The organism is Exiguobacterium sp. CH10, assembly GCF_018617635.1.
GTDB classification, from domain to species: Bacteria; Bacillota; Bacilli; order Exiguobacteriales; family Exiguobacteriaceae; genus Exiguobacterium; species Exiguobacterium aestuarii_A.
Genome location: NZ_JACSKO010000004.1, coordinates 154824 through 175324 on the forward strand (window position 1 = coordinate 154824; position 20501 = coordinate 175324).

The 20501-nt window shown below is 49.8% G+C and carries 21 protein-coding genes and 1 riboswitch; of the genes, 5 read left to right on the forward strand and 16 right to left on the reverse strand.

Translation table 11 applies throughout. From position 1 onward, the window contains the following. Positions 1 to 74: 74 nt before the first annotated feature. The 10 genes from lysA to KNP04_RS13070 form a co-directional block, all read right to left on the reverse strand. Positions 75 to 1367 (reverse strand): diaminopimelate decarboxylase, encoded by a 1293-nt coding sequence (gene lysA / locus KNP04_RS13025; protein ID WP_214876612.1) that lies wholly within the window; start codon positions 1365 to 1367, stop codon positions 75 to 77. After that, on the reverse strand, positions 1337 to 2425 hold the full coding sequence (gene alr / locus KNP04_RS13030) for an alanine racemase (protein ID WP_214876614.1): 1089 nt from the start codon (positions 2423 to 2425) through the stop codon (positions 1337 to 1339). Before alr ends, lysA begins: the two co-directional genes overlap by 31 nt. A 14-nt stretch (positions 2426 to 2439) precedes the next feature. Next, entirely contained in the window at positions 2440 to 3366 is a 927-nt protein-coding gene (locus KNP04_RS13035; protein WP_214747408.1) for a branched-chain amino acid transaminase, read from the reverse strand. A 49-nt stretch (positions 3367 to 3415) separates the two neighbouring features. Next, positions 3416 to 4123 (reverse strand): 2,3,4,5-tetrahydropyridine-2,6-dicarboxylate N-acetyltransferase, encoded by a 708-nt coding sequence (gene dapD, locus KNP04_RS13040; protein WP_074032983.1) that lies wholly within the window; start codon positions 4121 to 4123, stop codon positions 3416 to 3418. Continuing rightward, on the reverse strand, positions 4101 to 4850 hold the full coding sequence (gene dapB / locus KNP04_RS13045) for a 4-hydroxy-tetrahydrodipicolinate reductase (RefSeq protein ID WP_214876616.1): 750 nt from the start codon (positions 4848 to 4850) through the stop codon (positions 4101 to 4103). Before dapB ends, dapD begins: the two co-directional genes overlap by 23 nt. Beyond that, a complete protein-coding gene (gene dapA / locus KNP04_RS13050; protein WP_214876618.1) occupies positions 4847 to 5728 on the reverse strand; it encodes a 4-hydroxy-tetrahydrodipicolinate synthase in 882 nt (293 codons plus the stop codon). The genes dapB and dapA overlap by 4 nt, the downstream gene beginning before the upstream one ends. 12 nt (positions 5729 to 5740) lie before the next feature. After that, complete coding sequence (locus KNP04_RS13055; RefSeq protein ID WP_214876626.1) at positions 5741 to 6736, reverse strand: aspartate-semialdehyde dehydrogenase; 996 nt, start codon at positions 6734 to 6736, stop codon at positions 5741 to 5743. 12 nt (positions 6737 to 6748) lie between these two features. Then, complete coding sequence (locus KNP04_RS13060) at positions 6749 to 7948, reverse strand: aspartate kinase (RefSeq protein WP_483297975.1); 1200 nt, start codon at positions 7946 to 7948, stop codon at positions 6749 to 6751. A 114-nt stretch (positions 7949 to 8062) separates the two neighbouring features. After that, a riboswitch (Lysine riboswitch) is annotated at positions 8063 to 8242 on the reverse strand. A 77-nt stretch (positions 8243 to 8319) separates the two neighbouring features. Next, a complete protein-coding gene (locus KNP04_RS13065) occupies positions 8320 to 8748 on the reverse strand; it encodes a GNAT family N-acetyltransferase (RefSeq protein WP_214876629.1) in 429 nt (142 codons plus the stop codon). Next, positions 8742 to 9902, reverse strand: coding sequence for an alanyl-tRNA editing protein (locus KNP04_RS13070; RefSeq protein ID WP_214876631.1), 1161 nt, complete (start codon positions 9900 to 9902; stop codon positions 8742 to 8744). The genes KNP04_RS13065 and KNP04_RS13070 overlap by 7 nt, the downstream gene beginning before the upstream one ends. Positions 9903 to 9998: 96 nt before the next feature. Between KNP04_RS13070 and KNP04_RS13075 the strand changes: the two genes are divergently transcribed. Beyond that, positions 9999 to 10727: a GntR family transcriptional regulator gene (locus tag KNP04_RS13075; protein WP_074032977.1), complete on the forward strand. Its 729-nt coding sequence runs from the start codon at positions 9999 to 10001 to the stop codon at positions 10725 to 10727. Positions 10728 to 10944: 217 nt separating this feature from the next. Here the strand turns inward: KNP04_RS13075 and KNP04_RS13080 are convergent, their stop codons facing one another. The 4 genes from KNP04_RS13080 to KNP04_RS13095 form a co-directional block, all read right to left on the reverse strand. Then, positions 10945 to 12048 (reverse strand): LCP family protein, encoded by a 1104-nt coding sequence (locus KNP04_RS13080; RefSeq protein ID WP_214696771.1) that lies wholly within the window; start codon positions 12046 to 12048, stop codon positions 10945 to 10947. Positions 12049 to 12198: 150 nt separating this feature from the next. Continuing rightward, positions 12199 to 12963, reverse strand: a complete 765-nt coding sequence (gene nagB / locus KNP04_RS13085) for a glucosamine-6-phosphate deaminase (protein WP_214876633.1) — start codon at positions 12961 to 12963, stop codon at positions 12199 to 12201. Continuing rightward, positions 12960 to 14108 (reverse strand): N-acetylglucosamine-6-phosphate deacetylase, encoded by a 1149-nt coding sequence (nagA, locus tag KNP04_RS13090; protein WP_214876635.1) that lies wholly within the window; start codon positions 14106 to 14108, stop codon positions 12960 to 12962. Before nagA ends, nagB begins: the two co-directional genes overlap by 4 nt. A 117-nt stretch (positions 14109 to 14225) precedes the next feature. Continuing rightward, positions 14226 to 15587, reverse strand: coding sequence for an MATE family efflux transporter (locus KNP04_RS13095; protein ID WP_214876637.1), 1362 nt, complete (start codon positions 15585 to 15587; stop codon positions 14226 to 14228). 39 nt (positions 15588 to 15626) lie between these two features. On the opposite strand from KNP04_RS13095, the gene KNP04_RS13100 reads away from it, so the two are divergent. Beyond that, positions 15627 to 16400 (forward strand): CHAD domain-containing protein, encoded by a 774-nt coding sequence (locus tag KNP04_RS13100; protein WP_214876639.1) that lies wholly within the window; start codon positions 15627 to 15629, stop codon positions 16398 to 16400. On the opposite strand, the gene glsA is transcribed toward KNP04_RS13100, so the two are convergent. Further along, positions 16397 to 17338 carry a glutaminase A gene (glsA, locus tag KNP04_RS13105; RefSeq protein ID WP_214876641.1) on the reverse strand — a complete coding sequence of 314 codons (942 nt, stop codon included), beginning with the start codon at positions 17336 to 17338 and terminating at the stop codon, positions 16397 to 16399. The two genes, KNP04_RS13100 and glsA, sit on opposite strands and share 4 nt — an antisense overlap. 48 nt (positions 17339 to 17386) lie before the next feature. Further along, positions 17387 to 17548, reverse strand: a complete 162-nt coding sequence (locus tag KNP04_RS13110; RefSeq protein WP_214761720.1) for a hypothetical protein — start codon at positions 17546 to 17548, stop codon at positions 17387 to 17389. Positions 17549 to 17666: 118 nt separating this feature from the next. On the opposite strand from KNP04_RS13110, the gene hemG reads away from it, so the two are divergent. From hemG to KNP04_RS13125, 3 genes are all read left to right on the forward strand, one after another. Beyond that, positions 17667 to 19031, forward strand: a complete 1365-nt coding sequence (hemG, locus tag KNP04_RS13115) for a protoporphyrinogen oxidase (RefSeq protein WP_214876643.1) — start codon at positions 17667 to 17669, stop codon at positions 19029 to 19031. Continuing rightward, positions 19028 to 20110 carry a TIGR04053 family radical SAM/SPASM domain-containing protein gene (locus KNP04_RS13120; RefSeq protein WP_214876645.1) on the forward strand — a complete coding sequence of 361 codons (1083 nt, stop codon included), beginning with the start codon at positions 19028 to 19030 and terminating at the stop codon, positions 20108 to 20110. The genes hemG and KNP04_RS13120 overlap by 4 nt, the downstream gene beginning before the upstream one ends. 72 nt (positions 20111 to 20182) lie before the next feature. Continuing rightward, the gene (locus tag KNP04_RS13125; protein WP_214876646.1) at positions 20183 to 20485 is read left to right on the forward strand and encodes a hypothetical protein; all 303 of its coding nucleotides are present in this window, start codon (positions 20183 to 20185) and stop codon (positions 20483 to 20485) included. Positions 20486 to 20501: the final 16 nt, after the last annotated feature.

The window sequence follows — 20501 nt, forward strand, 5'->3', positions numbered from 1 at the left end:
TTTTCTCTTCTCTATCATAATTGAAAAACGTTCTCATTTCAAAATCAAAAAAGACTACAGATTGCTCTGTAGCCTTAAATCGATTGACCAATGACCTCGCATGCCACCAGGTCTTCAAACGTTTGGCGACGTACGACGAGGCGATGATGTCCATCTTTGACGAACACAACGGCAGGACGAAGCATTTGGTTATAGTTGCTCGCCATCGAGAAGTTATACGCTCCCGTTGCTTTGACGAGTAGCAAATCACCCGGTGTGACAGGAGGGATCAAAGAGCGGTTCGAGATGATATCTCCCGACTCGCAACACGCTCCGACAATTTTTGCCTCGAGCGTCTTCTCTTCATTCATCCGAGTCGCTGCCACGACTTCATATTCTGCGTCATATAGCGCCGGACGAATGTTATCCGTCATCCCACCATCGACGGATACAAACGTGCGCACGCCACTCACTTCTTTGACAGTTCCCACCTCATAAAGCGTGGCGCCTGCATTGGCGACGAGCCAACGACCCGGTTCGATCCCGATTTTCGGAAGTGGCAATTCACGTGCCTCGACTTCCTCGACCAACGTCTCCATCACACGCTCCATCGTTTGTCCGAAGTCGAGACGCTCGTCTTCATCCAAGTAAGCGACACCGAAGCCACCACCGATATTCAACACATCCGTCGTATAGCCGGTCTCCTGACGAATCGTATCCATGAAGCGCACCATCGTCTTCACCGTATTGATGAAGAGGGTCGGATCTTGAATTTGAGAACCGACGTGACAGTGAATCCCCTTCAACTGTAAATGTTCCGCTTCCAACGTCGCACGAATAGCATCTAAATACGTGTCGTCATGCGTCGGGAAACCAAATTTTGTATCAACCCCACCCGTTTGTATCGCCGCATGGGCACCTCCAACGACTTGAGGCACGATGCGGAGAAGAACATCGACTTCACGATTATATTCAGCCGCAAGTCCTGACAAGAGACTGATTTCACGCATGTTGTCGATGGTAAAGTGTGTAATCCCCTGTTCGAGCGCGAACGTGATATCCAAGATCGTCTTGTTCGACCCGTGAACGTGAATGCGCTCTGCCGGTACACCGGCATGGAGTGCCACGTACATCTCACCCCTTGAGACGACGTCAACACTTAACCCTGCGGCCATTACTTTTTCATACACAGCCGCAATCGATAACGCTTTTGACGCGTATAACGCATACGTGTTCGGATACTTGTCTAGAAACGCATCCTGAACAATCCCGAGGCGACGCTCTAGTTCTGGCTCACTCATGATGTATAAAGGTGTCCCGTACGTCGCTTGAAGTTCACGGACGGACACACCTTCGATCAAACATTCTGATTGATTGGTGGTGTACATACAATTCCTCCTTCAAAGCGATGGGGGACACGCCATGAACGAGCGCAGAGCTGTTCTGAATTGTTGGCGTAACCAACACGTGTCACGTCATCGATTTTCGTTTCTACCCCATACAGTGTGACCCGATCGCCGATTTGTACGTCGTCGTCCACTTTGATGAAGCTATGACTCATAAAAATATTGCTGACGAACGGATAGGCTTTCCCTTCAATATGAACAGGCAAGTGACGTCTCGCCCGCATTAACCCATCTCCGTATCCGACAGGAAGAACGGCAATTCGTTCCTTCGTTTCGGCTGTGTATCCCGTTCCATATCCGACATGAGCCCCCGCTTCGATGTCATGGACCGCGACCACTTTCGTCTCCCAATAGAAGGCGGGAACCAACCATTCAACGGGTTCGACCGATGAATAGCCATATAAGAAGATACCGACACGCACATGTGTGCAATGATGCAAGCGCGCGTCATCTTGAAGCGTGGCTGCACTATTTGCCGCATGGATCAATTCAAACGTATGACGTTCCATCAATCGTGTCGACCAGTCGGCAAAACGTTCGACTTGCACGCTATGCTCGACTTCCGCGTTATCTGCATCCGCGAGCGGGAAGTGCGTACATAATCCGACGAGGTCCAGTCCTTCATTTTGACAGAAGGCGACGATTTGTAGCGCTTCTTCAAACGTTTTGGCACCGAATCGGTTCATCCCGACATCCAGTTTTAAGTGTAGGCGAACCCCATCAAGATGCTCTCGCTGTGAGATGAGCCATTCATATGACCCGATGGCGACATCAAAGTCATGGGCATGCACGTGTTGCCACGTATAGACCGGATTCATGACGAGGACACGAGCCGATGCTGCATGTGTTCGAACTTCGATCGCTTCTTCGATTGTTGTCACCATGAAGTGACGGACCCCTTCATCATACAAAGTCGTCACAACTGGCTCCATCCCTAGGTTATAGGCGTTGTTTTTCACGACTGCAAACACGGGGCGCCCGAGCGCTTCAATCCGACGTTTGTTCTCGCGAATCGCATTCAAGTCAATTGTGACTCCCATCTTTCAAAACTCCTTTACTCTTTAACTGCTGATTTTACGAACGTGACCCAATCGCGATGTTCCGGAAGTTGTCCTGATACGGCCTCACGATAGCGTGTCAACATTTCTGTCGCGACCGACTGGACACCGCCACCGATTGAGATGTGGTCGACCTCGATGACACTCGTCACCTCGGCTGCCGTTCCCGTCAAGAAAATCTCATCGGCTACATATAGCTCATCACGCCCGATGTGACGTTCTACGACTTCGTAACCTGCTTCACGCGCAAGTTGCATAATCGTCTGACGCGTGATGCCATCGAGTACGGAGCAATCGAGCGACGGTGTCGTGATTGTCTTCCCTTTGACGAGGAAGATGTTCGCGACGCTCGCCTCACTGACGTTTCCGTTCATATCGAGGGCGATCGCTTCATCAAATCCGTCACGAAGCGCTTCCCCTTTTAGTAACTGAGAGTTCATATAGTTCGATGCCGCTTTCGCTTGCATCGGCATCATCGTAGAAGATACGCGGCGATACGAGGCTACTTTCGCCCGAATTCCGACTGTTTTGCTGAAATATTCGCCGAGCGGCCAACACGAGATGGCAACATGTACCTTCGTCTCTGCTGTCGGCATAAGTGCTTGCCAAGGTGTCCCGAGGAAGACGAACGGGCGGATATAACATGCTTCAAATCCGTTTCGTTCAATCAATTCCATCGTCGCTTGTTCGAGTTCGTCTACCGTGTAAGGTAGTGTGACGTGGTAGTATGCACACGAGCGAACGAGTCGCTCCAAGTGTTCACGTAAGCGGAAGATGGCTGGGCCTTCCTCCGTGTGATACGCGCGAATCCCTTCAAAGAACCCGCTTCCGTAGTGAATCGCGTGTGTCATGATACTCGTGTTTGCGTCAGTCGGCTCAATCCAAGCCCCGTCTTTCCACATCCATTGTCCATACTGTTCCATAATGCAACTCTCCCATTCCTCATTGTTTATATTTTCTGTCTATTATACGTTAGAGAGAGCGTAAGTCATCAACAAGTTGCGTTTTTTCAGAAGTTTTTTCATCTTTCTGTTTGATGACTCGTGCCGGTGTACCCGCGACGACCACACCTGGAGGCACATCTTGCGTGACGACACTTCCAGCTGCGACTACCGCATTTTCGCCGACGCGAACCCCTTCCAAGATGACAGCGTTCGCCCCAATCATGACACCATCTTCAATGATGACTGGATCTTTTGAAGGTGGCTCAAGGACACCGGCGACCACGGCACCTGCTCCGAGGTGAACGTTTTTCCCGAGCGTTCCGCGTGCTCCGATGACGGCGTTCATGTCGACCATCGAACCGTCTCCGATGACTGCCCCGATGTTGACGACAGCCCCCATCATGACAACAGCGTTGTTTCCGATTTGAACGTGGTCACGGATGAACGAACCTGGTTCAATTCGTGCGTTGAGTTGTGTCGTATCGAGCATCGGAACGGCACTGTTGCGACGATCGTATTCAAGATGTGAATCGGTGATGACTGACGCATTCGCTTCTAAGAAAGCTGCTGCGCGCTCCGCCGTCGTCAAGAACAGTTTCGACTCGTCTGTACCGAATGCTTTCGCTTCTTCGATTTCAAGACCTGCCAATTGGCCGTTGACGTAAAGTTTTACCGGTGTTTCCTTTTTAGCATCTTTAATATATTGTGCGATTTCATAAGCGTTTGTGAGTAACATGAGTAGCCTCCTCGTATAAGTTCGATAGATTATAAAGTCCTGCCGGGCGATCGATGATTGTTGCCGCAGCGGCAAGGGCCCCGTTTGCAAACACGCGTTTGGATAACGCGGTATGTTTCAATTCAATCATTTCATCATCTCCAGCGAAAAGCACGGTATGTTCCCCGAAGATGGTGCCCCCACGAATCGAGTGCATGCCCAACTCTTCGGCGCCACGCGCTTCCCGGCGTGATGTTCGTTCGTAAATCGGTGTCACCTCTCGCTTCGCTTCGATGGCGCGGGCCAACAGCTCCGCCGTGCCGCTCGGTGCGTCCACTTTCTTCCGGTGGTGCGCCTCGATGACCTCGATATCATAGCCGAGCGTGAGCGGAACGAGTTGATCGAGTAACTGCTTCAACAGAGCAATCCCATACGATGTGTTATACGACTGAAAGATTGGGATGTCTGATGATGCTTCTTCAATCTCTGCAAGTTCCTCAGGTGTGAATCCTGTCGTCGCAATAACGAGCGGAATGTTACGTGACCGTCCGAATGCAAGCAAGTCAGGAAGTAGTGCCGGATTTGAAAAATCAATGACGACATCGACTTGTGCATCTACCTCTTCTAATGATGCCAGGTGCTCGTCACTTCCCGGTGATACGATAGCCGAGATGTTCACACCTTGCGCGTTGGCGACTTCTTCGACGATTCGTCCCATCGCACCAAACCCGTGGATGAGTACATTCATTGTCTCACCTCGTTAAACTGCTCCATCGCCGATAGCAATTTCGCTTCGGCCGTCGCGCTCATCGGGACGAGCGGAAGGCGTGGCGCACCAAATTCAAATCCTCTCGCTTGAAGAGCGGCCTTCACAGGAATCGGGTTCACTTCTGCGAAAAGTTCGTCGATCACGGGGAGGAGGCGTAATTGCCATGTGCGCGCCGTCTGAAGATCACCTGCTAGGAGAGATTCTGCCAATGCGACAGTCGCACCCGGATAAACGTTCGATAACACTGAAACGACCCCTTGAGCGCCCCAAGCCATATATGGCAAGATCTGATCGTCATTTCCGCAATAAACGGTGAATCCTTCCGGAAGGTGAGCCATCATCTGTGCCATAACCGAGATATCTCCACTCGCTTCTTTCAAAGCCGTGATGCGCGGATGTTCTGCAAGCTCACCGACCGTTTCAGGTGCTAAGGCGACGCCAGTCCGTGACGGGACGTTGTAGAGCATGAGCGGAATCGGTGACGCATCCGCGATTGCTGTAAAGTGAGCAAGGAGTCCTGCTTGTGTCGACTTGTTATAGTATGGGGTAACGACCATCGCCATTTCCGCTCCAAGTTCTGCGGCGCGCTTCGTTTTTTCGATACTGACAGCCGTGTTGTTTGATCCCGTTCCCGCGATAATCACCGCTCGACCGTTTGCGACCTCTACTGCTCGAACGAGCAAAGTCTCGAACTCCTCATTCGTCAGTGTCATTCCTTCGCCGGTCGTTCCACCGATGACGAGTCCACTTACTCCTTCTTGAATTTGGTCTTCAATTAACGCTGTCCATGCCTCTAAGTTTAACTGTCCATCTTCTTGAAACGGTGTCGCTAGTGCTGTCGCAACTCCTGTGAACATGTCATCTCCTCCTTATTTTGTCGCTGTTTGACTGATCATGCATTGTGCGATTTGAACCGCATTTGCCGCTGCCCCTTTTCGAACATTATCCGCGACGCACCACAAATGGAATGTATTCGGCTGTGAGTCATCCCGGCGAATCCGACCGACATACACCTCATCGGTCCCGTTTGCATCGAGTGGTGTCGGATATGACAGTTCGGCTGGGTTGTCCATAACCACGACACCTGGCGCATCTGCGAGTACAGCTTTGACTTCTGCGACTGTCGCATCCCGTTCGAGCGTCACCGTGATGGATACCGCATGACTGTTTCGTACTGGCACTCGGACACAAGTGGCCGTTACGCCAAGGTTCGGCGCGTTCAAAATTTTACGCGTCTCTTCAATCATTTTTTGTTCTTCTTTCGTGTAACCATTTTCTAAGAAGACATCGATTTGCGGCAATACATTATCATAAATCGGATACGGATAATTCGTCGGATCCTCACCACGAGCACCGCGTTCGAGGTCATCAATCCCTTTTTGACCCGAACCGGATACGGCTTGATAAGACGTATAGGCGACTCGCGTCAATCCATATACTTCCGATAGCGGCGCGAGCGCGACGACTGATTGAATCGTTGAACAGTTCGGGTTCGCAATGAGTGTCTTCTCCGGGCTGAGTTCGACTCGATTCACTTCCGGTACGATGAGCGGAATTCCTTCTTGCATTCGGAATGCGCTTGAGTTGTCGATGACGATAACCCCTTGTTCACTTAAGCGTGGCGCATACTGTTCGCTGATACTTCCACCGGCAGAGAACAAGGCGATATCGATTGGGTCCGCATAAATCGAATCGTTCAATTCACGAATCACAATCGATTGTCCGTTCACTTCGACTGTCTTACCTGCCGAACGGGCCGAAGCGTATAGTCTCAGTTCACTGATTGGAAATTCGTATTCGGTTAGAACGTCAATCATTTTTTGTCCGACGGCGCCCGTTGCGCCGACGACAGCTACGTTATACATCGTGCTACCCCCTTATAAGTTGAAGCGAGCCGCAATGGCTGCGACGGCCGCTTCCACGTCTTGTTCTTGAATCGTGTAGGAAATGCTAATCTCAGATGTCGTGACTTGATAGAACGGAATCCCCATCTCGCGGAATGTCGCGAAGAGTTCTGATGCGACACCGGTCGCGTCTCGCATGCCGATTCCGACGACCGAAATTTTTGCGTGTTCCGTATGACGATCGATTTTGATTTGTGGCAAGGTCGCTGTTAATTCTGCGAGTGCCTCTTCTAAGAACGCCTCTTCGTCGAGTGGGCATGTGAACGAAAGGAACACTTCGCCATCGAACGCCGTCTGTGAAATCATATCGATATTGACGTGACGTTCAGACAATCGCTCAAAGATGTCCGCGACTCCGGCTGCCGTGTGCGGGATGTGTTTAATTGAGACACTGAGTACGTTTTTGACGACACTCACACTCGTGACTGCTTTCTGTTCCATTGCTTGCGTCGTATCCATGATCCATGTTCCTCCTTCGCTCGAGAGCGTCTTTCCAACAAAAATATTGACGTCATACTTTTTCGCGAGCTCGACGCTTCGCATTTCCATGACTTTAGAGCCGAGTGCACTCATCTCCATCATTTCATCGTAAGAGACGGTGTCGAGGCGTTTTGCCGTCGGATGAATCCGTGGGTCCGTCGTATACACCCCAGCCACATCCGTATAAATTTCACAACGTTGACCGAGGACGGCCGCAAGTGCGACTGCTGTCGTATCCGAACCGCCACGCCCGAGTGTCGTAACGTCTCCCGCTTCATTCACACCTTGGAAACCAGCGACAATCAAAACGTCATATTGACGTAACTTCTCATGTAATACTTCTTTACGAATCGCTTTGATTTTGCTCTTCGTATGGATGCCCATCGTATCAATCCCGGCTTGTTGTCCGGTGAGTGAAATGGCAGGTACGCCTCGCGAGTTCAAGGCGATGCTGAGTAAACTGATTGTCTGTTCTTCCCCGACGGCGAGTAATCGATCGAGTTCACGAATCATCGGGCGCTCCGTGATTTGTTTAGCGAGCGACAGGAGCGAGTCCGTCGTCTTGCCCATTGCTGATACGACGACGACCAATTTTTCACCGGTCGCCACACGTGTTTGTAAATAGTCCGAAATGGCTTGTATTTGTTCGATTGTGGCAACAGAGCTGCCTCCAAACTTCAGTACGGTTGTCATCAAGTTCCCCACTTTCAAGATGTCCACCAACAGAAAAAGCGGCAGACCGGTAGGAAGCACTCTCCCTACGGCCTGCCGCTTGTACGCGCAGTTGAAAAACGATTAAAGAATCGTTCCGTAGATAGCGCTCCATGGTTGTTGACCATGGCAGTGTAGGCGTTATTCACGACTACCCCAGCCTTCATTCACACGCACGTGAACGTCGACTTCGGCGAATTTCCCCTTTCGGCTCGGTCCGGAGTGCGTCCGTTTCAACCAAGCTTACTCATGTCATTCGCAACCTCTATCTGTCAGTTGTTAGTATTAGTTATAACAAAACGAAATCTTCTTGCCAACCTTTTTTTAGAAAAATGGGATATTTCAAAAAAGAATTACCACGTTTTCCGCATCATACGGTGTGGGATATTGGCATCTAGAAACTCATCTCCGAACGCCTCATACCCAAGCTTTTCATAGAACGGAAGCGCCGTGAGCTGTGCACCTAGGCGCAGTTCACTTAATCCTTGATGTTTTGCGACACGTTCGACTTCGTCCATGATTTCTTTTCCATATCCATGACCTCGGGCCGTCTGAATCGTCGCCACCCGCTCCACTTTCCCGATAGCCGAGTCTACTGGGCGAAGACGTGCTGTCGTCACCGGCTGTTCGTCAAGGAGACCGATCACGTGCGTACAGACATCATCTAAATCATCGTATTCGAGACTCGCATCGATTCCTTGTTCCTGAACGAATACGATTTCCCGTACTTGCTTGGCCTGCTCGATCAACTTGGCTTCTTTTCCCGATTGAATCGTCAACATGGTAAGACCCCCTCTTGTAATCGTCTCACGATTTCTTCCATCCCTCGTTCAAGTTCCGTGACAGAAGTGAATCGTGCTTGTGCCTGCTTATGATTCCCACCACCGCGACCAATCTTCATCTCTTGAAGGGTTGCTCGGAGGAATGTTCCGACCGCGATATCATGAGTCCCATCATGCATGACAAATAATTTTTGCGTACTGTAGTTGGCTCCGACAGCGATTCGTCCGGTCGCTGCGATTCGTTCAATAATTGCAGTCGTCAATGTTTCGGCTTCCGTCCGTCCCACGTGTAATGCCACATAATTATCCTCTTGTAAGACTGCCTCCACTTTCGCTTTCGCAATCCGTTCTTCGAGTGTCTTGATTTCTTTCTCACGTTCAAGACGAATCGTGTGCTCTTCAATCACACGCGCCGCCACTGATTCATTCGTTGTCGAGAACGTATGGTGGATTGTCCGTAACGCTTCCCGTGCTCGTTGCGTCGCTCTCAACGCCCGATTACCGGCCACATACGTCAGGCGGATGTTTCCTCTCACTTTTTTGAGCGCCGTCACGTGAATCGTACCAAGTTGCCCTGTCGTTTCCACGTGTGTCCCACCGCACGCGTTATAATCAAGCCCTTCGATTTCGACGATTCGAATCATCCCTGTTCGATCGGTCGCTTTCCGTAAGCGCGTCCGATCCACTTTTTCTTCTGCGATTTCATACACATGAATCGGATAATTCTCAAAGATGAGTTGCTGCATCTCTTGCTCAAGAGCTTCAACTTGAGCCCAGTTCATCCCTGCCGTCTCAATCTCAATGGACGAATCTTCTTCCCCAATTCCAAAACTGAGCGTACGAATGCCGTGACGATCTTCTAAAATCGCCGTTAACAAGTGTTGGGCAGTATGCTGGATGGAATGGTCTCGTCTCACCTGTTCATTGATTCGAGCCACTACTGATGTTCCGGTAGGTAATGCCGCTGACAACAGATGCCACACTTCACCTTCCTTGAGTTGCACGTCTAATACGTCGTACGAATCAATCCATCCCCGGTCTGCCGGTTGCCCCCCACCTTCGGGATAGAAAGGACTATGCTCGAGCGTGTGCCAATGACCTTTTCCATCCTCGCTTACTGAGGTCACGATTGTATTGACTGTATATTGATTCATCTTGTCCTCCACCTTCTCTCTATAAATCTGTTCAGACAACTAGTCTAATTTCGTCTATAATGAAACATACATCTTCTCAGTCAGGAGCGAAATGATATGTTAGAAATCGATAAACAATCTCCGTTACCTATTTATTATCAAATTGAAGCGTACTTAAAGCAACAAATTGATGACGGATTGTTAAAGCCAGGAGACACGCTACCTTCAGAACGTGAATTCTCCGAACAGTTTCATGTCAGTCGCATGACGATTCGTCAAGCAATCATGAACCTCGTCAACGCCGGTTATTTGAGCCGTCAAAAAGGACGAGGGACATTCGTCGCGAGCCAAAAGATTGCCATGACGTTGTCCGGACTGACGAGTTTTTCTGAAGAAATCAAACATCGTGGCATGCGACCACTCAGTCGTCTTTTGTCCTACGAGGTCATCCCGGCAACGGATCGAATCGCCCAACAACTGAGTATCCCGAATCAAACACCGGTATACGAAATGAAGCGGCTCCGACTCGCAGACGACCATCCGCTCGCGCTCGAGACCGCCTACATTCCTGTCCGTTTATTGCCTGACTTGACGAAAGAAGACGCGACCGGTTCCATTTATGCATACGCCGAACAGCACGGTTTACGTTTGAAAAATGCAACACAGACACTCGAAGCCCGCAGCGCCGGTCCCGAGGAAGCGAAACTGCTGACCATCTCTCCAAACGCACCGGTATTGCTGATCGATCAACGTACCTATCTCGAGAACGGTGACATGTTTGAATATAGTCGCTCGCTCTTTCGTGGAGATTCGTACTCCTTGACCGTTGCGATGGATCGCATATAACGCACGAAACAGAAATATGATTTGACCATGACACTGATGTGGAGGATGTATATCGCTGTACTTACTGTGAGACCAAATTTTTGAGTGGGAAAATCATTGACTAAATCAATTTTCAAGCAATCCCACACAAAAAAGCAATCTGACCTGAAATACATTGCCACATAAAAACGCTCAGAAAATGAATTCTGAGCGTTTTGCATTTTTCGTAAGTGAAACTTTATTGCGCTTCGTACGTGACCCCACTCGGATCTAACGTGTAAGACTCTAATTCCGTATCCGTCATCGGTTCCACAGGATTGCCTGCGTCCGCCTGTTGCACACGGTAGCGTACTTCTTCAAGAAGCGGTTCATTTAAGAAATAGTAGAAGTGGCCGTCATCTGCACGGGCGCCTTCACCTGTCAATTGATATTGCACCGTATTGTGTAGTGCGCCGACGTCTTCAATCAAACGCATATAGTCATTCGGTCCGAGCGTCGTCTGCATGTTATCGCCCACGGCTTTCAAGACCTTATCATAGTTATTGATGAGTGACGTGCCAAGTGATTGTTCGAGCACGGCATTGATGACTTCCATTTGGCGTTGTCCACGCCCGATGTCTCCACGTGGGTCGTCATATCGGTTACGGACATAGGCGAGTGCCTCTTCACCAGAAAGTTGCTGAAGTCCTTCTTCGATTTGTACGGTCTCACGTGAGGCGTCATAGCTGTTTTGTTGTGATGAGAATGGAACGTCGATCTCAACACCACCGACTGCATCGATGAAATCTACAAATCCTTGGAAGTTGAGCGAGACGACATGGTCGATTTCAACGCCGACCAAGTCCTCAATCGTGTTTGTTGCCATACGCATCCCGTTGTTCGGGTTCGATTCATCCATGGAACCGAAGTAGTAGGCATGTGTGATCTTATCTTGATCAAGACCTGTCTTTCCATAAGGGATATTGTATCCTGTGTAATCGATATTGACGTACGAGTCACGCGGGATACTGAGCATCGTCGTCTGCTTTTCTTTCTTGTTTAAAATGACGACAATCATAACATCTGAGCGTCCATACTCTCCACGTGCTTTCTTTTGTGGAGAAAGGTCTGTCCCTAAAATCAAAAATGACTCCGTATCTTCTTTGTCAAAGCGAGTCGGTTCAACCGTCGGGTCGTCCTCAAGCGTGACTTGGGTGCCGGACAACATGTTGTGGGCTTTATAAAATGCGGTACCGTAAATGCTAGACCCAGCAATAATCGCAATCAGCACAAGGGCACTAAAGACTTTATAAAACGCAGACGGACCTTTGCGCTGTCTACGAGTATGTGTTCTAGAATTCATAATGGTCTCCTTCGAGTCAAAGTAATAAGCTTCACTCATTATAGAGGAAAGTGTGAAATTTGTCGAAAACGTTTTGATGACAAATTCATTTCTTTACATTTTCCCATAGTTGAAAACAGAAAAACCCACGGAGATGTCTCCGCAGGTTGATTAAGCCCGAATGGTGAAAAATCGTGTTGCTGCTTCTTGTCCTCGTGCTTGAAGGGCATCCGCACAGCGTGATGCGGCCGCTTCATCGAGTACGACCGTCACACCTGGATGCGCTTGAAGGATTGTCGCTGGCCAGTCGACCGTCGGTACGCTTTCAATCATATGTTGTACGGCCTCTGCCTTTCGCTCGCCCGTCGCCACAAGAACGATTTCACGCGCATTCATGATTGTATCGAGTCCCATCGTGATCGCATGCGTCGGCACGTCTTCCAACCGGTCAAAAAAGCGACGGTTTGCCTCTCGTGTGGATTCGGTGAGTTCCGTCACATGTGTCTTCGCATCAAGCGCCGTGCCCGGTTCATTAAATGCGATGTGACCATTTTCCCCGATACCGAGAAGTTGTAAGTCAACACCAAGCTTTCGGACGAGACTTTCGTAACGAGCCGCCTCCGACTCAGGGTCTGGTGCATCACCTTGAGGAAGATGGCTTTGTTTGAACGGCACTTCGCCAAACAAACGATCTTTCATAAAGCGGTTGTAGCTTTGTGGATGCTCTGGTGATAGACCGATGTATTCATCTAAATTGACGCTTGTCACATGGCTACAATCGAGCGCGTCTTGTTTAAACATTTGATACATTCCGACTGGCGTGCTGCCTGTCGCGAGACCGAGTACGAAGTCATGCTTCCCTGAAATCCGTTCTTTAATGAGCGAATAGGCGATACGTTCCGCGTCATTCGCTGTCTTTGCGACTAATACGTTCATCGTTGTTCCTCCCGTTCATATGCAATGTTTCCTTTGACGATTGTCATTTGAACATGTGCACTGTCATCCCAAACGACAAGGTCCGCATCAAACCCCGATTTGATGTCTCCTTTTGTCGTCAATCCGAATTCTTTTGCTGCATTTGTCGAAGTCATTTTGACCGCTTCTTCCACCGTACATCCCGTATACGCTTGAATATTTCGGAATGCCGCATCCATCGTCAAGACACTCCCGGCGAGATTCCCTGCTTCAAGACGGGCAGCGCCTCCTTCTACGATGACGGGTTGCCCCCCAAGTTCATACTGTCCGTCAGGCAGCCCCTTCGCCCGCATCGCATCCGTGATGACGACGAGTTCATCCGCTCCTTTTAAGCGGTAAGCAAAATCGACCATCTCCGGACGACTGTGAATCCCGTCTGGAATGATTTCGGCCATGACACTTTTCTCTAAGAGACAATATCCGACCGTTCCCGGTTCCCGATGATGCAAGCCACGCATTTGGTTATATAGGTGTGTTCCATGTTTGACGCCCGCCTGCTTATTTTCTTCAAACGTCGCACTCGTGTGTCCCGCTGAACCGATCGCACCCGATTCACGAAGGGCTGCTTCAAATGCTCGGGCTCCCGGGCGTTCCGGTGCATACGTGACGAGACGGATATGACCCCCGGCAAGCTCTTGCCACTTTCGGAATTGTTCCGCATCCGGGTCAGTGATATGTTCTGCTGGTTGTGCACCCGCCATTTCCACATTGACGAACGGCCCTTCCAAATGAATCCCGACGATGGTCGTATCCTCTGCTTCAATGACGTTCCGAACTGCTGTCAACGCCCGTTCAATCGCTTCTTTCGACTGGGTGATCGTGGTCGCAAAGAATGACGTGACGCCCTCTTGAAGCATGTCTTCACTTAATTGACGAAGCCGTGACTCGTCCGCGTCCATCGTGTCGACTTCATATCCCCCGTGTATATGGACATCGATAAGGCCAGGCGTGACGAGCGCACCCGAGACATCGATCACACTCTCATCTCGTTGCTTAAACTGTTCCATCGATCCGATTTCTTCAATCGATTGGTCACTCCATCTGATGTACCCACGCTCCCACGTTTGTTCCGCTGACACGATATGAGCATTGATCAATGTCCCCATCGCTTCACCACTCCTTCTTTTGTTTTCTTCCATGTTATCATATCGAATAAAAGTATAGTTGTATAGACCAATTTTAGATAAATAAAAGATTGTTCACACTTGTGAACAACCTTTGGGTTATGACGTCGATGGAAGCGTCCCGAAGCGACGGACAATCCACACTAGTCGGAGGAATAATAAGACCGCTCCGGCAGCCAGTCCGGCAATCAATCCAATCCAGTAGCCATCCGGTCCAAATCCAGCATGCTCCGCCAACACATAACCGAGCGGTAAGCCGATGACCCAATAGGCGACGAGAGAGAGAACTAACGTAATGTTGACGTCTTTAAAGCCTCGTAAAATCCCTTGAATCGGTGCGGCGACAGCATCTGATAACTGGAAGAACACGGCGAAAATCATGAAGTGTGCCGCAAGGTCCACGACTGTCGGGTCATTCGTATAAATGGCTGCGACCCGTTCATTTTGCCAAAACAAGAAAGCACCCGAGAAGATGGAGACACCTAGACAAAGCGAAATCCCAATCTTCGCATATCGAACGGCGTCCTGTAGTCGTTTCGCACCAAGTTCATACCCGACGACAATCGTCAACGCGCTCGATGCCGACAACGGGAGCATGTACACGAACGACGCAAAGTTAATGGCCGCTTGGTGTGCCGCGACGATTTGATCACCGTATGAGCTGAGCAGTAGCGTGACTGCAGCAAAGATGCTGACCTCAGCGAAGATTGCTAGCCCGATTGGTGTCCCGAGTTGTAACAACTCTTTTTGTCTGAGCCAGACGATTCGCTCCGATGTCCGTAAAAACTTGTACTCGCGGAACGGCTTTCCGTTTCGGACGAAAAAGAATGCCATGAAAAAGAGCAACCAATAGGTGATGCTCGAGGCGATTCCTGCTCCGACGCCACCGTACGCCGGAATCCCGAGTTTTCCAAAGATGAAGATGTAATTTAATCCGACATTAATGGGTAACCCTAATAGTATGAGGATCATCGAGACCCTCGTCTTGCCAAGCGCATCCATGAGCGTGCGAAGCACGTTGAACAAGAACATCGGCAAGACACCGAAACCAAGCGCAAGTAAGTATTGGGTCGCGATTCGTTTCCCCTCCGTACTAAGCCCCATCCCTTCGATTGCGAGTGGCACGAGGAAAGACCCTAATGTCAGCGTGATTACACTGAGCATGATGGCTAAGTAGATGCCTTGAAATAACGTGCGTTGAATTTGTTGACGGTCCCGCGCGCCGAGCGCTTGCGACACGATCGGGGCAACTGCCAACAAGATTCCGCTAAGCCCGGTGTAAACAGGCATCCAAAGACTCGAACCGACACCGACGCCAGCCAAGTCGACGGCGCCTGCGCGTCCGGACATGACGGTATCAAAAAAGCTAATCAAATAAAAAGACACTTGCGTGACTAGGATTGGAAAGAAAATCGTAAAGAACAGTTTGATTTTTTCGTTTAATGAATGTGTTTGGTACATGGACAACCCTCATCTCTTTTTCAGAAAGGAAACAATATCATGAATCAACGGCATGCAGAAAAACTTAAATTTGAGCTGTTAGAAACGTGGAACACGTTTAACCATTACGTGACCGAGGCTCTCTCGTTCAACAATTCCGAGGACATTCATCGCGCCCGCGTTCATTTACGAAAGCTGATCACGTTCATGCAGATCTTTGAGACGAAGCCGGCGACGTTCCGGCAACTCAAACAATTGATGGAAGCACTCGGTCATGTACGTGACCTCGATGTCCTCATCGAACAGTTTGATGTAAAAACAGAGCTCGACGAAGTATTTCTACAAACCATGGAAAAGCAACGGGCCATCGAACGAACCATTCTCTCGACACGAGTCAGTGAAAAGATGACCCCCTCACTCGACCAACAGATTCGTCGTTTCATCGGCGGACCGTTGTTTCGTGCGTTTAAAAAAACGAACGCCTCTCCGATGTTAGAAAAGGCGAAAAGCGAACGCAAACAACGAATTCGCATCTATCATGAACAATCGAGTGGAAAAGAACAAATCGAAGCGCTCCATAAGGTTCGCTTAGCCGTGAAACGTGAGCGATACTTGCATGAATATTTGTTAAACTACGAGTCGGACGCGTCAATCGACACCGTCCGTACGTTAAAAAAGATGCAAACCGAACTCGGTGAGATGAATGACCATGATCAACTGTTGAAGCGTTGGCTGGCCTTCACCCCTCCTACCGACCTGCAATCCCCGTACGACAAAAAAGTTGAAGTCTTACAGCAGGAACTTGATGAATCCGTGGAGCACCTATCAATTTAACGTGATGTATACCGTTCAATCAATAGTTCGAGCAACTTCATCCCTGCAATCGAATTCCCTTTTGAATCAAGCGCTGGACCGAAGATGCCAAACCCGACGTTATTCAAATCCAGCTCGTGGTTTCCGACTGCTAAAATCGCACCCGACACCCCACTCTTGCCGGGAAGACCGACACGGACGGCGAACTCACCTGAAGCATCGTACATGCCACATGTCGTCATGATGGCTTTAACAATTCGGACGACACGACGCGGAATCAATTCTTCACCTGTCTCCGGGTCGTCCCCGTTCCCTGCGAAGACACGTCCGATTCGCGCTAAGTCAAAACAATCGATTTCAATGGCACATTGTTTCGTATATACGTCGATAATCTCATCAACGTCTCCTTCTACAATTCCATGATGACGCATGAAATAGAGGAGTGCGCGATTCAAGTCGGTCGTCTCGTATTCAGAGCGAGCGACTTTTTCATCGTACGTAATCTCCTCTACGGATCGATTCAATAAGGTCGCTAAAAATTGGCGGAACTGATAAATCTTTAAGTCAGCCGTCTCCCCTAAAATCATACTCGTCACCGCTAACGCTCCTGCATTAATCATCGGATTTAGTGGTTTTGACGGGACCGTCTCCTCGAGTTTCGCGATCGAGTTGAACGCATCACCCGTCGGCTCCATCCCCACTTTTGAAAACACATAGTCTTCCCCAAATTCCATCAGCACATAACAAAGCGTCAGCGCCTTCGATACACTTTGAATCGTAAACTTGTGATGAACGTCCCCAGCGTGAATATACGTACCGTCCGGCAAACAAATCGCCACCCCGAGTAAATCGTTTTTCACATGCGCCAGTTCTGGGATGTAGTCCGCCACTTTCCCCTGAGCCGTATACGGACGACACTCATCAATCAAGTGGTTCAACTGTTGTTCGAGTACATTCATTCGATCACCTCATGTTCCATCAAATTTCAACCGGGTCATCTTATCATATTACCCGTCTGGCGGTCCATCTTCTTTATACCACTCTTCATCCGCCCAAATCATCGGTGGACTTTCTTCGTCCCCGACCAATTTTTCCCCATGCCGATTCATCGTCACAATAAAACCAACCACACCTGACACAATGACAGTCGCGACAATGATGAAAGCCATCATTTCATCGTCCCCTTTCGAATTCGTGACAAATTTGTCTAGAACTCCGTGACACTTATCCTATGTCTGCGTCTATATTCTCGGTACCGTTAATACGACAGGAACTTTACAGAAATGGGTGAATCGATTGAATCAGATCGCAATTATTGGAGGTGGCATCGCCGGGCTGGCCGCAGCACATTTTGCCAAAGAAGCCGGCGCACACGTCACACTGTTCGAAGCACAAGACCGCCTTGGCGGAAAAATCAAAACCATCTATCGAGATGGATTTACGTTAGAGACCGGCCCGGACGGTTATATGGCGCGTAAGCCGACCTTGACGTCTCTCATTACCGACCTCGGCCTTGAGGACCAACTCGTCCGTTCTAAAACCGGGACCTCTTACATTTATGTCCGTCAGCAACTGAGACAGATGCCAGCCGGATCGGTCATGGGTATTCCGACCAAGTTTTGGCCGATGGTAAAAACGGATCTCTTTACGTGGAGAGGGAAATTTCGTGCCGGACTCGACCTTGTCATTCCGCGTGTGTATGAAGGAGAGGACATCTCGCTCGACCGCTTCTTTCGGACGAGACTCGGATCAGAAGTCGTCGACACGATGATCGAGCCCCTTCTGTCCGGGATTTATAACGGAACGCTCGACGATATGAGCATCGAGTCTACTTTCCCTCAGTTTATCACGATTGAACAAAAAACTCGCAGTCTGATTCTCGGGATGAAAGCACTCACGCCCCCTTCTCAGGCTGGAGTGAAACCGTCTGAGACCGGAAAGTTTTTATCACTCGATCAAGGACTCCGTGCACTCGTCGAAGCGCTCCGCCCTTCCATTGACCGGCTCGTCCTGAAGACAATCGTCAAGTCCGTAAGACCGCATGAAATCACATTGGCGGATGGAACGGTCGAGCAGTTTGACGGGATCATTCTTGCGACTTCCCCAAACATGCTCGGGCCGCTGCTTGGTTTTCCGGAAGCCGAGCGTTTGTCGACGCGTAAGCGAACGTCCTCGATGACCGTTCTTGCCGCATTCGACGAATCAGAGGTCGAGGCGCTAGACGGGACAGGTTACGTCATCGCCAAGTCGGAAGGCAACGCCTTGACCGCCTGCAGTTGGATGCATAAGAAGTGGCCACATATGGCACCTGAAGGGAAAGCGTTGATTCGGATGTACATCGGTTCTGATTATGTTTCGTCATTGTTGCACGAAGAAGATGATACGATTGCGACATTCGCCTTGCACGAACTCCGTCGTATTCAACAAGTCGGGACACCACTCTTCACGAAAGTCGAACGCCACGTTCAAACGATGCCCCAATATGAGGTCGGACATAAACAAGATGTCCACGCCTTTGAAAAAGCGCTCGCGAAGTGGGACGGAGTCGAGGCGTGTGGCGCCATTCTCCATGGGGTTGGCTTACCAGATTGTGTCGATTCCGCAAAACAAGCAGTCAACAACCTGAAACTCAAACAGGTGGTGACGGTATGAAACACATCGACTATAACGAGAAGCCGTTTATCGTCATTTGGGAAGTGACACGTGCTTGCGCCCTCTCCTGTGTCCATTGCCGGGCCGAGGCACAGTTTCATCGATACGAAAATGAACTCGACACGGAAGAAGGGAAGGCACTCATTCGTGATATTCACGCGATGGACAATCCAATTCTCGTCTTCACAGGTGGGGACCCCCTCATGCGCGAAGATTTGTTTGAATTGACCGCATACGCCTCATCCCTCGGAATGCGTGTCTCCATGACACCCTCTGCCACACCCCGTGTCACCCATGACGCCGTGAAACGGGCAAAAGCTGCCGGGTTGTCGCGTTGGGCGTTTTCGATCGACGGTCCGGATGCACAGACACACGATTACTTTAGAGGAACACGCGGTAGTTTCGACCGTACCATCCGAGGAATCTCCTACTTCCGAGAAGAAGGCATGTCGTTTCAAATCAACACGACGGTGACCGAATATAACGTCGATCGCTTACCTGAGATGGCAAAACTCGTGGAGTCCCTCGGCGCATCGGTCTGGACGCTCTTTTTCCTTGTGCCGACCGGGCGAGGGTCCCTGTTACAGCCCATCTCTCCCGAGCGACATGAAGAGGTGCTGAAGTGGGCGTTCTCGTTACAAGAGACGGCACCGTTTATCATCTCGACGACGGAAGCCCAGTTTTATCGACGGGTGGCACGACAAGAAAATCAACGGCGAAAATCAGAGGGACTCCCTCCAATCGGGCATCCCCATGATGATTTGGCGAAGGCACCTCGCGGAACGAATGACGGGAACGGGTTTGTCTTTATCTCGCACACAGGTGACGTCCAACCTTCTGGATTTTTACCGATTCTTTGCGGGAACGTCAGAACGACACCACTCGCCGATATTTATCGTCATCATCCGATCTTCAAGGCGTTGCGTGATCCGGATAGTCATCACGGAAAGTGCGGGTATTGCGAATATCGTTATCTCTGTGGTGGTTCGAGGGCCAGAGCCTATGCGGTTACTGGTGATTATAAGGAGGCAGAACCGTACTGCATCTATCAGCCAGAACGTCCTCTCGTTTCACAATAAAGATTCCCATTTATTTCCTCACAGTGTAAGATGAGACTAAATGAATCTGATTGTGAGAAGGGAGTCATGTAGGTGCAGTCATTACCGATTGATGGATTGTTTTATATCGGACTTGGTGCGATTTTTATCGTTACGGCGTTATTCGGATTTTGGATGAAGCGATGGACGAAACAAGGATTGATGGGGTTTTATACGCTACTCGCAGCGAGTCTTGGCTTATTCTTTTGGTTACTGCTCTGGTTTCAGGAAGCGACCCGCGCCACATTTATGGGAACAATCCCGTGGGTACTCAACTTATTTTTCGGAACGGTGCTCTATCTCATCTTTATCGGCGTCAGTTTTCTGCTTTTGAGACGAAAACGTCAACGTACATAAAAGAGGAATCCGATTT